A 13,778-nucleotide genomic window follows, 5' to 3' on the forward strand; every position below is an offset into this window, starting at 1 on the left:
TACCATTTGAGTTTTTTGAAAAGCAGTATACTATTAAACCTGTAGCACATGATATCGTTAGTGCACTCTACCACCAAGACTAATCCCTCACTGCCACTGGAAGGTGTATTTTCCGATATTTTTTCTTCTATTAACGTGATTGATGATCGCAGTTTCAATTGACGACATTGTTCAATGTTGTTTGTTACGCTTAAAAGCAGAAGAACAGGTGCACTAAGAACATTAGTCAATTCTAAGTTTGTGACAGGCAAGTCACTAAGATAGATGCAAATGGTCAGTCAAAAGGCTTGAACCTAGTGTGAAACTAGGTTAGTTTTAAAGGCTTGTCGTTTGGTAATATGTTTGTAAGTATGGCTGATAGTGGTCATATTAATTTTCTAAGCAGTTTAATACAGGTGTGAGGTGTCGCCGCATTAAGCATCAGGCTGCTATCATTCTAATGCTTATACAACGTCATAGGAATGACAGCGATAAAACTTGGGGCAAAAAACAATCAAACTTGTAGATTTGGTATCTTGCAGTCTAATAATCATTCCGTCTCATCTCAATCATTCAGAACGTCTATTTCAAGGAAGAAGTTATGCTCGGCAAAATGATGCACCGCCCGTTATTGATTAGCCATCTAATCCAACATGCCGCCAGATACCATGGCGACACCCCAATTATCTCGCGAGAGACTGATGGCACCACTACTCATTCTGACTGGACAACCTTGCACAGCAACAGCAAACGCCTTGCTAATGCATTGACTAAGCTCGGTATAGAGCAGGGTGACCGCTTGGCTACCATTGCCTGGAACAACCGTCGTCACCTTGAGATTTGGTATGGGGTCTCTGGTAGTGGTATGGTTTGCCATACAATTAATCCACGTTTGTTTCCGCAACAGATCATCTACGTCATCAATGACGCCCAAGATCAAGTGCTGTTCTTCGAAAAAACTTTCTTACCATTGGTGATGGGTGTCAAAGACCATCTAACCACCGTCAAGCATTTCGTCTGTATGACTCCGCCTGATGAAGAAGTTAGAGCGCAGCTGCCTAATGTGATCTTTTATGATGACATTGTTGACGAGCAGTCTGACGAGTTTGAGTGGCCAGAGCTCGATGAGAATGCCCCAAGCTCGTTATGCTACACCTCAGGCACGACCGGCAATCCTAAAGGGGTGCTGTACACCAACCGTACGACAGTTCTGCACAGCTTTGGGATTAGCTTACCTGACTCAATCAGTCTGTCTGCAACAGATGTAGTCTTGCCTGTGGTACCTATGTTCCATGCCAATGCTTGGGGTCTACCCTATGCAGCAGCGATGGTCGGTGCAGCAGTCGTGCTACCGGGTCCCAATCTAGATGGTCATAGTCTGGCCAATATTATTGATGAACACAAAGTGACCTTAGCGGTTGGTGTACCGACCATCTGGCAAACCTTACTGGCTGCTGCCAAAGAGACCGGTACTAAACTGACCAGTCTCAGACGTAACGTTATCGGTGGCTCGGCATGTCCATCGTCTATGATGAGGACTTTCCGTGATGAGTTTGATTGTGAGACCATGCATGCATGGGGTATGACTGAGACTAGTCCATTGGGTTCAGCCAATCAGCTCAAAGCCAAGCATAGCGGCTTATCAGACGAAGAAAAATTGACCGTACGTTTGTCACAGGGTCGTCCACCATTTGGCGTTGAACTTCGTATTGTTGATGCGGCGCAGGACAATAAATTGTTGCCTAATGATGGTCAGACACCTGGTAACGTACAGATCAAAGGCTATTGGATCGTCGACACTTATTTTAATTGTGAAGCATCTGCGCTTGAGTCAGATGGTTGGTTTGACACCGGAGATATCGCGACCATCAATGAAGATGGTTATTTAATGATTCGTGATCGCGCCAAAGATTTAATTAAGTCAGGTGGTGAATGGATATCTTCAGTGGAACTCGAAGACATTGCCATGTCGCATCCATCAGTTGCTATGGCGGCAGCTATCGCGGCAGATCATCCAAAATGGGATGAGCGTCCAGTGGTTATTGTACAGCTTGTTCCTGGAGCAGAGCTAAGTGAAAAAACGCTGATCGATCATTACGAAGGCAAGATTATCAAATGGCAGATTCCTAACGCAGTGGTTTTTGTGGAGTCCATTCCACTAAATGGTACGGGCAAAATGCTCAAAAAAGACTTGCGTGAGCAGTATGGCAATCACCTTATTGAGCGTGGTTTGATTGACTAACTGAATCACCCGTAAACCAACCTCTTTATCCAGCTGACGTAAGAGAGCCTATCTAAATGATGGGCTTTTGCTTTTTGGCATTGGGCCACATTCGTTGATATGAGCAGCACACTGCTATGGATAACTCTCTCTCTTATTTTAAACGGATTCTAGCGTTTATTGATTATGAACGTCTAACAACAGATGAGTTCGTTTAACTATAGGTTTTTACCCTGTTGCCTTTGCTGAATATCCTTGGCTAATTTATAGCAATCTTCAACATGATCAGTCGCAATTTTCTTAAAAATCATATAGCCCATTGTTCCTGCGACCAATTGCCCACCAAGTGGAATAAACTTGGTCACTTGTTTGGCAGCGATACGTCCACCAAGACCTTGAACGGTTTTTTTGACGATGCCACGAGTGGCCATGAGACCAGCAAAATCGACTGTACGATCTTTTAGGGCACTCCAGTGAATGGCGCGTGATTGCAAGTCAACTGCGGATTGACGACCTTCAATCAAACCAAAGCGTTCGCTGATGTCAGGCAGCAGCTGGGTCAACATGCCAGCGTCAACCGCCATATCAAAAAATGGCACCGGTACGAGTGCTATACCTGCAGAGATTCTGGCACGTTTTTTGACCATCGCGATACATTCTTTTTTCACTTTATTTAAGTTTAAATTTGGATCTATCGTATTCGGAAGTTTTTCAACGGTTGGTATAGTATTCATAAAATCATCCTCAATATAGTCAGTGTTCAGTTATTTAATTATCACTGTTAGCGACTGAGACTTATTAGTGCTCAGTATATAACTCAGTATATAAATAGTGCTGATATCATGATTAGCGCCCAGCCCTTACCTTCAGTAGCTGACACTCAGTAGTTAGAATATACTAACTTATAGTTGGCTACTTAACTTTGATAGCTTAATTTTAATAATAAGCTATAGACGCTAATCATGACAGATAGTTATCATTTTAGGGATTTATGAGCGCTATACAATTATAGCTTTGTAGCAAATCATAGAAAATTACTAAATTTATGCAAGGTTTTTGTAAAAAATGCCTTAAGTTTTATAGCAGATAGATAGATAGATAGATAGATAGATAGATAGGCACGGGCTCAACAGATGAAAATATCATTCATACAGACTCTATTACTATCGCACTAACAATTTTCAGCTATAACTAAAGACATTATAAATTAATATTGTGACCGCCCACCAAAGCCAGTAGAATACCAACATGCTAAATTTAACCCCCCGTTATACTGGTACTCGCATTGACGAGCTGCCCACTGCGCTGCGACCCTTTGCCGCCCAATCATTCACTCTTGCTAAGCTTTATGCGGGTCGCGGTATCATTGAACCTGATGAGCTTGAAACTCAGTTATCAGGTCTACTACCTGCTGATATGTTGCATGGCGTTACCAAAGCTGTGCGCTTATTAGATCTGGCTATTGACGACGGCCAGCGTATTCTGATTGTTGGCGACTTTGACTGTGATGGTGCGACCAGTACTGCGTTGATGATGCGTGCTTTGACGGCCATGGGTGCGGTGGTCGACTTCCTAGTACCTGATCGCTTTAAGTATGGCTATGGTCTAACCCCTGAGATTGTCGAATTGGGTATTGAGACCTATCAGCCGCAAGTGATTGTCACGGTCGATAATGGTATCTCAAGCCATGAAGGTGTAGCACGTGCGCAGGCCGATGGCATTACCGTTATTATTACCGACCATCACCTCACAACCAAGGCTGTACCGCCTGCTGAAGCGGTAGTCAATCCTAACCAGCAAGATTGCAACTTTACCAGTAAAGCCTTGGTCGGGGTAGGTGTGGCCTTTTATGTGCTCGGACGCTTAGCAAAATTGCGCCGCGAAGCTGGCAAGTCTACCGTACAAGTCAGTCAGTATTTAGACTTAGTGGCGCTCGGTACGATTGCTGATGTGGGTATATTGGATAAAAATAATCGTATTTTAGTTCATCATGGGTTGGCTGCCATTCGCCAAGGTCGCTGCTGTATGGGAATACTAGCGCTACTTGAGCAAGCAGGACGTGATCCGAAGCAATTGCATGCACAAGATTTTGGCTTTGTCTTAGGACCACGGATTAATGCTGCCGGGCGTATGGATAATATGCGCGTGGGTATCGAATGCCTGTTGACCGAAGATTGGAGTACGGCACAAGGTTTAGCACAAGAGCTTGAGCAGTTAAATCGCGATCGCCGACAGGTCGAAGGTGAAATGCGCTCGCAAGCGGATAGTATCGTAGAGGCTTTAAACGCTGATAACAGTGTTAATAACAGTAGTGTTAGTGATAGTAGCTCCAATAATGGCCACAACGGTCAAGAGAGTTCTATTAATAGTAATGACATTATTATTAAAAACGCTGAAAAAAAGCCAGCTGCAATTAACAATGACAATCGCAGTATCATTCTATACAAAGACGATTGGCATCAAGGGGTCATCGGTATCGTGGCGGGACGCTTAAAAGAAAGTCATTATTGCCCTAGTATTGTGTTTGCCCCGTCGGATACGCAGCGTGTTGGCGATGATGACCCTATTAAGGGTTCAGCGCGCTCGATTGCAGGTGTGCACATACGTGATGCTATTGAGCAAGTGGCTGAGCAGAATCCAGCGCTGATCAGCCATTTTGGTGGCCATGCGATGGCAGCAGGTTTGACTCTTAAGCGTGGTAATTTCGATGCTTTTGTCAGCGCTTTTGATGATGTGATGGCACAGCTTGATGACGAGGTTTTTGCCGAGCAGAAATTTACTGATGGTCCATTGCAAGCGGGTGATTTTAGCTTATGGTTCGTCGAAGCATTGGCGGATGCTAGCGTTTGGGGTCATGGCTTTGCACCGCCGATATTCGATGGTGTATTTGAAGTGCTTAGCTTTAAAGTGTTAAAAGACCAGCATCTTAAACTATCGCTACGCTATCCTGATGTGCAATATCCGATTGCTGCTATTTATTTTAATTTTGATAGCAGCGAGTGGGATTATCGTGCCGAAAAAGTGCATATCCTATTTGAATTAGATATCAATGAATGGAATGGTAAAAAAAGTTTACAGCTCATGGTCAAGGATTTGGCTGTTGTTGCACCTTAGATATAATGAGCCAACTTTGGCTTGAAGGTAAGGTTAAAACACCTTAAAAACGCGACGGTACTGCTGGTATAAGCTTTTTGCAGCCTCTGTCTGCGTAGGTACAGCAAGCAAGAAAAACTTATGCCAGCAGTATGCTATGTATCGATATTACTTTTCATTGACTATAAGTCCTTTACAGAAGACGAAAACGGTTTAAATTGAAAACAAATAAGGGCATGTTGATTATTCAACGCGCCCTTATTTATTATGTCAGCTTATCATTTTGTATTATCAATTTATCCCTTATGCGGCATGGTTTTTCATCAGCCCAATATCTGGAAAGTGCCAATCATAGCGCACCGCCAGCATACGAATCACAAAGATTGTAATCATCGTACACGACTCGGTTATCCACGGAGTAAAGCCCATACCCTCCATCGCAAAATATAATATCCCGCCAATAATCGCTGCAGTCACATAAATCTCGCGCTGTAACACTAATGGAATCTCGTTACACAGCATGTCGCGGATGACGGTACCAAACAAGATATTCAAAACCCCAAGCAAGATACAGATAGGGATGTTTGCACCCATTTCTTGTGCCACTTGGATACCAATTAAGGTAAAAATTGCCAATGCCAAGCCATCAAATAGCTTTAACAAGCCATCTACATGGCGCGCTTTTGGGTTACAAAACATCTGAAACCCAACAGAAGTAATAGTAATAATCAACAGGTAATTCATATTCACTATCCAAAACAGCGGATAGCGATCAAGAATAATATCACGCGCTGTAGGGCCGCTAATAGCGGCAATCATTGCTACCAAAATACAGCCAAACACATCGAAGTTTTTATGTTTAGCTAAAATAGTTCCCGAAACGCTACAGGCAAAAATACCAAACATTTCTAACCAAAACATAAACGAGGTAGGCTCAAATCGTGTCACAAACTCAGGCGTCAGAGCGAGCGGGGATTGGACTATTTGATTAACAGCTGAATCAATAACCGTAGGGACAGCAGCGGATGATGTCACGCCCAAAGTGGGGGCGGATAACATATCAAAAGATTTACCAAAGACTGCCATATAGCATGCGTTGAGCAACGCATAGGCATGGACACTAATAATACTGATCATAATTGTTCACATAAAAAATTCACTCAAGCGGTTAAGAGGTTAGCCACCTGTTAACCAATCAAGCGAATGGAGGGAAGATGCCAATCGAAGCGCAGTGCTAACATCCGCACCGCAAAAATGACGCTGAGCATAATAAACTCATTCAGTCCGGCGTTAACGCCCAAATGCTCAAGCAGTAAATATGTCACTGACCCTACGATACTGGCGGATATATAGATTTCGCGCTGCAGCAGTAGCGGTATTTCATTACAGATAATATCGCGTAGCAATCCACCGATAATTGCAGTCCATACCCCCATCATAATGGCAATCGCTGGCAACATATCTTGCGTTAAGGCGATTTTAAAGCCAATAACGCTAAATGCGGCGAGACCGATAGCATCGAATAATTTTAGCGCGTTATCAATTTTATGATAAAGATGAAAAAATATCTGCAGGATAAGGGAAGTCGCTGTAATGACCAAGAGGTAGTTGAGATCGGTCATCCAAAATAATGGATGGCGATCTAGAGCCATATCACGTAGTGTGCCGCCACCAATCGCATTGACCATTGCCACTAAGATGCAGCCGGCAATGTCGAAGCCTTTGTGCTGTGCGAGCAGTGTGCCAGCGATAGCACAGGCAACGACCCCAACCATATCTAATGCATACAGCAAAATATCAGGAAAAATGAAAACATGACTCATCGTTATCCCCTTGATTGCTGTTTAATATAAAATATGTTCATTAAGGTATAGTCAATTCAAAATAAAAGAGAGTTGTTGATAGCAATGTATTTTGTTTAAACTGGATCGACCATTACCTTTATCAACCAGTCAATAGTTATTAAAGGTAGTGGTCAAAGCATTTTTAACCATCCTTAGCAAACAAAACCAGCCCCAGCATAATCAGTCCAATACCGATTAAACCCATGGCTGATGGCAAAGCATTACTAAGTAATAATATACCGCCAATCAAAGCAAATATCACTTCACTGGCCTGCGTGGAATCAACACCAGCGACTTCGCTTGAGGTTTCAGCACGTTCACGAGCATATAAAAATATACTGGTCGCACCAACGCCTGCTAATAAAGCCACCAGTAAGGTGTTAAATATCTGCGAGGTAGCAGGTGCTTCAGGACGCACTATAATGCCTAAAATCAACCAAAATGGCAAACTACCAAGGGTCATTAGCCATACTTTATTAAAGGCATTTTGCAGCAGTTCAGTGTCGATAGCGGGGATACGGGCAATCAGGTTTTGTAGCATCGACTTAGATGGCGTTTGCTCAGGGTGTATAGTACTAGCAGGGCTGTCGATGGCTACGGTACTATTGATATCTATAGATAAAGGTGGTGCTTCGGTCGTGAGTGGTTGAGCGCTACTGCTATGAGTGCTGTTTTGAGTCGCACTACTTTGAGTAATACTATTATCACGCGCGATTCGCAGCGCTGCGGTATGTTTGCGCGAATTATAAGACACCTGCCAGACCAGCTGATTGCCAATGGGGTAGCTAAAGGCGGCAACTAAAGCGGGCAGTGCCCCATATATTAGCATTTCAGTCATAGGTATAGCGGCCACGCTTGATGCGCGTAACCCTTCACTGACGTTCACTAATACCACACCAAGAAAAACCAGTAGGGCGTAAACAATGAATTTTTTGTCAAAGCGCTGCCCAAAGGCCAATAATACCAACAGGCTAGTGACCACGGTGAACATAAAGGTTGCAGCGACTACCCAGCCAGCGACATGGTCGCCGGCATAGCAAATGCCAGTATAGAATACGCCAAAGCCGATACTGCCAGTAATGCACCAAAAGCCCCAGTGTTCACGGAAGATAGTGAGTAACTCTTTGACCCGCCCAAAGCCGTGTTGCATACTAATAATGAGGGTAATCATTAGCCACATAAAGATATAGCGCAGGCTTGCTGACCAAAACCAATGGCCGCCAGCAGTACTCATGAGCTCGTTTAAAATAAACGTTGAACTGAATAATGCACCAGCCAATAAGCCCAGTAAAATTAGTTTGACCATCCCTGTGTCCCTACCATTTCTCTTTAATACGTTTTTGATTTTATAGCGCTTATGGCTGACGTTAACTCACTGCGCCAACTATTTGCCTTTGGCATCCGCCCAAATGATTTTATGCAATTGTAATTGAAAGCGCACTGGCAGCGCATCGGCCAACATCCATTCAGCCAATTCACGAGCCAATAACGGTACATCAGGGCTGGTATCTTCCAAACTTGCATCGTCTGCCACATTAAACATCGGCGAGAACCAAACCGTACCAACCAGCTTATCAAGTTGATACTCGACAAGTTTGGTCTTTGCCCAGTCATAGTCCTCACGATTCATAATGACAAATTTCAGCTGATCATGCTGGCTCAGATAATTAAGATTTGACCAGAGATTTTTATCTGCTTCCCCCGAGCTTGGGGTTTTGAGATCCATTACCTTGCTTACCGCCGTTGGGACCCGCTCTACTGATAGCGCACCCGCAGTTTCTAAAGAGATTTCATAATCCTCAGCAAGCAAGCGTTTGATAAGCTCAAGCGCATTTGGCTGCGCTAAAGGCTCGCCGCCAGTCAGACAAATCCGCTTGCACGGATAGCTGCGGATAGTGGTCATGATGGTTTCCAGCGACTGACGCTCGCCACCACTAAAGGCATATTCGGTATCGCAATACACACAGCGTAGCGGACAGCCCGTCAGTCGAACAAATATGGTCGGCAAGCCTGAAGTCAACGCTTCACCTTGTAAGGAATAAAAAATTTCAGTAATGCGCAGGCCAGCCTCAGGATCAGTGACCGGAATAGCAGGGCTGCGTAGCGATAGCTCACTCATAACAGTTTCAAATAGGGTTCGGTGTCGATACCGCGCTTAAGCGTTCTAAACCAAGCCAAATGCCGATTTAAAAAAGCTGTTAACACACGATTATTAGACAAGATAAAAATAAGACATACGGTAGCTGGCGAGTATTGAGAACTTTGCAAGACGAGTATGTAAGGTTGGGTGTTGCTTATTTGCTTATGACTGGTTAATCGGCCAGCCTATTAATAGATGATGATTCAGTGTAATAGATAATCACTCGGTGCTGAGCGAAAATTTGCTAAAAAATATCATTAAAAAAGCCGCCATAATTGTGATAGCGGATAATCATTTTAATAATGTTATATTTTAATAGGAATTATAGCGTAAGACGGGGTATTAAGCTGTAAAAAAGATGCTGACATTTACCTTCAGCATCTTTTTTTATCATTTATGACAGTGAATCTAATGATGGAAGCAGTAAAGGCGCTTAGTCTAAGCGTAATAACTCGTTCACGGCCGTTTTCGCACGGGTTTGGGCATCGACTTTTTTCACGATAATAGCCGCATATAAGCTATGGGTACCATCTGCAGAAGGTAGTGAACCTGGTACAACGACCGAGCCGGCTGGCACGCGTCCACGATGAATCTCACCAGTTTCGCGGTCATAAATACGCGTTGATTGACCGATATACACACCCATCGAGATAACGGCGCCTTCCTCAACGATGACACCTTCAACAATCTCAGAACGTGCGCCAATAAAGCAGTTGTCTTCAATGATGGTGGGATTGGCTTGTAATGGCTCAAGGACACCACCAATACCCACGCCGCCTGACAGATGCACGTTTTTACCGATTTGCGCACATGAGCCTACCGTTGCCCAGGTATCTACCATTGCGCCTTGATCAACATAAGCACCGATATTGACATAAGACGGCATTAAGACTACGCCCGGTGCAATATATGAGCCTTTACGAGCGATGGCAGGTGGCACAACACGTACGCCCGCTTCTTTAAACTGCGCTTCGGTCCAATCAGCAAATTTAGTAGGTACCTTGTCATAAAACTGTAGGTGTTCGCCAGTTGACATGACGTAGTTGTCGTTGAGGCGGAAAGACAATAAAACTGCTTTTTTTGCCCACTGATTGACGACCCATTCACCATCCTTTTTTTCAGCGACCCGTAGGCTACCGTTATCGAGCTGCTCTAGGACCTGTTCAATGGCATCACGCACCTCTTGCGGCATATTGGCTGGGTTATAGTCGTTGCGGTTTTCAAAGGCTTGTTCGATAGTTTGTTGTAATGACATAAAAATTCCTAAAAGGTGATGGATGAAGGTAAGTGAGCGTTGTATTTATAATTAAATTAGGGTGATAAGTTCAAAGTAAAACCAACAGTTAAAATTCATAACAATGTAGTAAAGAGGCCATTTGATGAGATTCCCTTGACTCTATTATTCATTGAATTTCAAAGTCGCTCGTTTGTTTTCACCAAATTGCAACTGTTCTGTTTTTCTAGAAAATGATCGACATGGACTATGTAGAGTAGTGCCTGCCGTATTGTCGCTAATTTAGCCAATTTTAGCAAATTATGGCATGACTTATCAGCACTATGATGAGTCTGATGATGAGACCTTAAGTACTCAAGGTGTGTATCCAATGTAAAATGTCATTATAAACCACGCTATGGTGCTGCTCGTGCAACGGCTCATGACGCATATTAGGATAGAGTCGGGTACTTACATGAGTAAAGTTTTGTTTGTGCAGATCACTAACAATATTGCGAACACCGCGGCCCATATTGCCAATGGGATCATTTTCACCGCTGACGAATAATAGTGGAAAGTCTTTAGTAATCGTCGTCGCCCAGCCCCTATTTAACCCCATTTTCATCAAAGAAAATAAAGTCATAAAACCGTTATTAGTAAAGTCGAAGCCCGTTAATGGATCGGCTTCATAGGCTTCAATATTAGCCGTATTTTCACTTATCCATGCAAACTGCGAGGTAGATACGCGCTCATTGAGTTTGGCATTAAGCACTTTATTCATGATTTCCGCAAATAATGTATTGGGCTTCTTAGGCGCAGTTTTTGCTAAGAATTTGTTCAACGGTAATAGTATTTTGACCAACGGATTGGTATCCGCCGTGCCCATTAGGATAGCGCCTGTGAAGTCTTGAGCGTGATGTTTGAGTACAGTGCGCACAATAAAGGAGCCCATCGAGTGACCCATGATAAAGTGAGGCACTTCAGGATGTCGCTCTTTTAAAGCACTAGTCATGATGATGACATCCTTTAATAAGGATTGCACTGGGTGTTCATTACCAAAAAATCCTAGTTCATCCCGTGTTTTAATAGTTTTGCCATGACCGAGCTGATCATAAGTCGCGACCGCTATACCCTGATCGGCTAAAAACTGCGCAAAATCTGCATAGCGCCCGCTGTGCTCTGACATACCATGCACGATCAGCAAGGTTGCTTTAATATCGCCAGCTACTGGCTCAAAAAATTGATGATGCAGACAATGGCTCTGATCAGAGGAAGTAATTTGCTCGGCAGTACTCATTGGCGGTTCCTTGAATAGTTAGGAGTTTAAAAACGGACAGCCAGCAATATTTTGCTACGTTCGTAAACCGTTTCATCTTTTGTTATTGTTCGATATGCCTTAACATGCTTATTGCTATTAGGCCTTTTTTAATAGCCCTAGTCTGTTATCTTGTTAATAAGCCATAAAATTAATATTTCAGACTGTTTCTCGATAGAAAATTCCAGACCATTCTCAAATATAAAGAGATCGTTGGACAAGTCATAGCGGCAATCAAACCCACCATAAAGCTAGTTATGGGCAATATTATTCGCTGATTTGCTGTCATCGTACAATAAACTTAGCTTAAACGCTTTTAGTTTATGTTTTAATTTCGATTAAGTTTGTACCTTTGTCTACTAATATCCCTATAGTCTAGGGACCATAAATGGCTCATAGTGTTGCTCTTAGCAGTTATTCTGTTCGCTAACCATTTTATAATCATGCTTGAGCTTGGTTTGTTTATATTGGATTCAGGATAGATTGACTCTATATTATTAGGTTCTATTACTAAACACTTGAACAGTTATTTAAAATTATTTATGAAGAAGTATTTATGAAAAGTTTACCGGCAAAAAAATTATTATTAGCAGGTGCAGGTCATGCGCACATTGGCTTATTGCGTCGTCTTAGCACTGAGCGTTCAGATAACATTGATATCACTCTAGTCACTGAACAGCTGCAGTTTGTCTATTCTGGGATGTTACCGGGCTGGATGGCGGGACATTATCATCTTGATGATATCACTATTGATGTGACATCGCTGTGCGAGCAGTCAAGTGTGCGTTTTATTCAGCACCCAATAGCTAAAGTAGAGGCTGCGTCTTGCACAGTGACTACCACCAATAATGAAATCATTAATTATGACGTACTGTCGCTAAATACCGGTGCAGATACAGATACGCGCTGGTTACATGCAGCTGCCACCACTCAAAAAACGGCCCAAACAACAGCCACTACACTCAAAGATGATACTGATACTGATACTGATACTGATACTAATGCGTCTGCCGTTATCGCTATCAGACCATTATCAGATTTTATCGATCGTTGGCAGCAAATTCTAGTGGACGCCTATAAATCTACTCATTATAGATTAGCCATTGTTGGCGCTGGTGCGGCAGCAACTGAATTGGTGATGTCTGCCCAAATAGCCTTGCAGCGCATTAATCCTAAGCATCAAGTATATTTGGTCTGCGGTGAGCATCTATTGTCTGGATTTAATTCGCAGTTTAGGCGGCGGGTCATCAACCAGTTTAAGCGCCACAGCATTATAGTGGTTTATGCGCGGGCGACCAGTTATAACGAGGGTCAACTGCTTACTACGCAAGAGAGCTTAGAAGTCGATACGGTTATTGCTGCTACTGGGGTAATGGGCGCGGAGTGGACACAGCATACTGATCTCGAGACCATAAATAATGGCTTTGTTGCAGTGAATGCCACGCAACAAAGCATCTCTCATCTCAATGTTTTTGCAGTAGGCGACGTGGCGACGCGAGTGGATCAGAGTGTCGCTCATTCAGGTGTTCATGCTGTATATGGCGGTGCTGTGGTGGCCGATAACCTTCTATCCTATCTGGAAGACAAGCCAACGCAAGAATATCAACCTCGCACCCGTACTTTATACCTATTGTCCTGTGGCGATAAATACGCCATTGCTAGTTGGGGTAGCATTAGCTTGCAAGGCCGATGGTTATGGTATTTAAAGCAGTTTATCGATAAACGTTTCGTAAAATCGTAACAAGGTTAATGTAAAGAAAACTATATTAAAATTCGTGCTGATATGGAACAACCAGCCAACTCACTATTATCGATTAAAACAATAGGTTAACAATAATGTATGATTGATTAGGTATACTTTAAACGAATAATAAACTGACAAGAATAAAGGGATCAGACGGCGGTTGGTCATACCAGGACTTTATTTCTGCCTAACTGACGTAACACCCTGCTGGCGATGAGTCAGTGAGTCT

General features: G+C 43.2%; 10 protein-coding genes. 3 read left to right on the forward strand and 7 right to left on the reverse strand.

Going from position 1 to position 13,778, the window contains the following annotated elements; genetic code table 11:
• Window positions 1-580: 580 nt before the first annotated feature.
• Entirely contained in the window at window positions 581-2,221 is a 1,641-nt protein-coding gene (locus RCH20_RS00480) for a long-chain-fatty-acid--CoA ligase (protein ID WP_327192206.1), read from the forward strand.
• Window positions 2,222-2,418: 197 nt separating this feature from the next.
• On the opposite strand, the gene RCH20_RS00485 is transcribed toward RCH20_RS00480, so the two are convergent.
• Window positions 2,419-2,934, reverse strand: a complete 516-nt coding sequence (locus RCH20_RS00485; RefSeq protein ID WP_209956708.1) for a hypothetical protein — start codon at window positions 2,932-2,934, stop codon at window positions 2,419-2,421.
• Between the two features lie 514 nt (window positions 2,935-3,448).
• Here RCH20_RS00485 and recJ point away from each other — a divergent pair.
• Window positions 3,449-5,314 carry a single-stranded-DNA-specific exonuclease RecJ gene (gene recJ / locus RCH20_RS00490; protein WP_327192207.1) on the forward strand — a complete coding sequence of 622 codons (1,866 nt, stop codon included), beginning with the start codon at window positions 3,449-3,451 and terminating at the stop codon, window positions 5,312-5,314.
• 282 nt (window positions 5,315-5,596) lie between these two features.
• Here recJ and RCH20_RS00495 read toward each other — a convergent pair whose 3' ends face one another.
• The 6 genes from RCH20_RS00495 to RCH20_RS00520 form a co-directional block, all read right to left on the reverse strand.
• Window positions 5,597-6,430, reverse strand: a complete 834-nt coding sequence (locus RCH20_RS00495; RefSeq protein WP_327192208.1) for a trimeric intracellular cation channel family protein — start codon at window positions 6,428-6,430, stop codon at window positions 5,597-5,599.
• A 50-nt stretch (window positions 6,431-6,480) separates the two neighbouring features.
• Window positions 6,481-7,116: a trimeric intracellular cation channel family protein gene (locus tag RCH20_RS00500; RefSeq protein WP_209956710.1), complete on the reverse strand. Its 636-nt coding sequence runs from the start codon at window positions 7,114-7,116 to the stop codon at window positions 6,481-6,483.
• A gap of 163 nt (window positions 7,117-7,279) precedes the next feature.
• Complete coding sequence (locus RCH20_RS00505) at window positions 7,280-8,443, reverse strand: multidrug resistance efflux transporter family protein (protein ID WP_327192210.1); 1,164 nt, start codon at window positions 8,441-8,443, stop codon at window positions 7,280-7,282.
• 78 nt (window positions 8,444-8,521) lie between these two features.
• A complete protein-coding gene (gene queE, locus RCH20_RS00510) occupies window positions 8,522-9,256 on the reverse strand; it encodes a 7-carboxy-7-deazaguanine synthase QueE (RefSeq protein WP_209956712.1) in 735 nt (244 codons plus the stop codon).
• Window positions 9,257-9,710: 454 nt separating this feature from the next.
• Complete coding sequence (gene dapD, locus RCH20_RS00515) at window positions 9,711-10,532, reverse strand: 2,3,4,5-tetrahydropyridine-2,6-dicarboxylate N-succinyltransferase (protein WP_209956713.1); 822 nt, start codon at window positions 10,530-10,532, stop codon at window positions 9,711-9,713.
• 325 nt (window positions 10,533-10,857) lie between these two features.
• Window positions 10,858-11,787 carry an alpha/beta fold hydrolase gene (locus RCH20_RS00520; protein ID WP_327192211.1) on the reverse strand — a complete coding sequence of 310 codons (930 nt, stop codon included), beginning with the start codon at window positions 11,785-11,787 and terminating at the stop codon, window positions 10,858-10,860.
• Window positions 11,788-12,361: 574 nt separating this feature from the next.
• Here RCH20_RS00520 and RCH20_RS00525 point away from each other — a divergent pair.
• A complete protein-coding gene (locus RCH20_RS00525; protein WP_327192212.1) occupies window positions 12,362-13,546 on the forward strand; it encodes an FAD-dependent oxidoreductase in 1,185 nt (394 codons plus the stop codon).
• Window positions 13,547-13,778 lie beyond the last annotated feature (232 nt).

Origin of the sequence: Psychrobacter sp. PL15 (assembly GCF_035984995.1) — a bacterium.
Classification (GTDB): Bacteria; Pseudomonadota; Gammaproteobacteria; order Pseudomonadales; family Moraxellaceae; genus Psychrobacter.

Coding starts and splice junctions, on each gene's coding strand:
- RCH20_RS00505 (WP_327192210.1), bottom strand. CDS start 8,443: ATGGTCAAACTAATTTTACTGGGCTTATTGGCTGGTGCATTATTCAGT.
- RCH20_RS00480 (WP_327192206.1), top strand. CDS start 581: ATGCTCGGCAAAATGATGCACCGCCCGTTATTGATTAGCCATCTAATC.
- RCH20_RS00485 (WP_209956708.1), bottom strand. CDS start 2,934: ATGAATACTATACCAACCGTTGAAAAACTTCCGAATACGATAGATCCA.
- dapD (WP_209956713.1), bottom strand. CDS start 10,532: ATGTCATTACAACAAACTATCGAACAAGCCTTTGAAAACCGCAACGAC.
- RCH20_RS00525 (WP_327192212.1), top strand. CDS start 12,362: ATGAAAAGTTTACCGGCAAAAAAATTATTATTAGCAGGTGCAGGTCAT.
- RCH20_RS00495 (WP_327192208.1), bottom strand. CDS start 6,430: ATGATCAGTATTATTAGTGTCCATGCCTATGCGTTGCTCAACGCATGC.
- RCH20_RS00500 (WP_209956710.1), bottom strand. CDS start 7,116: ATGAGTCATGTTTTCATTTTTCCTGATATTTTGCTGTATGCATTAGAT.
- RCH20_RS00520 (WP_327192211.1), bottom strand. CDS start 11,787: ATGAGTACTGCCGAGCAAATTACTTCCTCTGATCAGAGCCATTGTCTG.
- queE (WP_209956712.1), bottom strand. CDS start 9,256: ATGAGTGAGCTATCGCTACGCAGCCCTGCTATTCCGGTCACTGATCCT.
- recJ (WP_327192207.1), top strand. CDS start 3,449: ATGCTAAATTTAACCCCCCGTTATACTGGTACTCGCATTGACGAGCTG.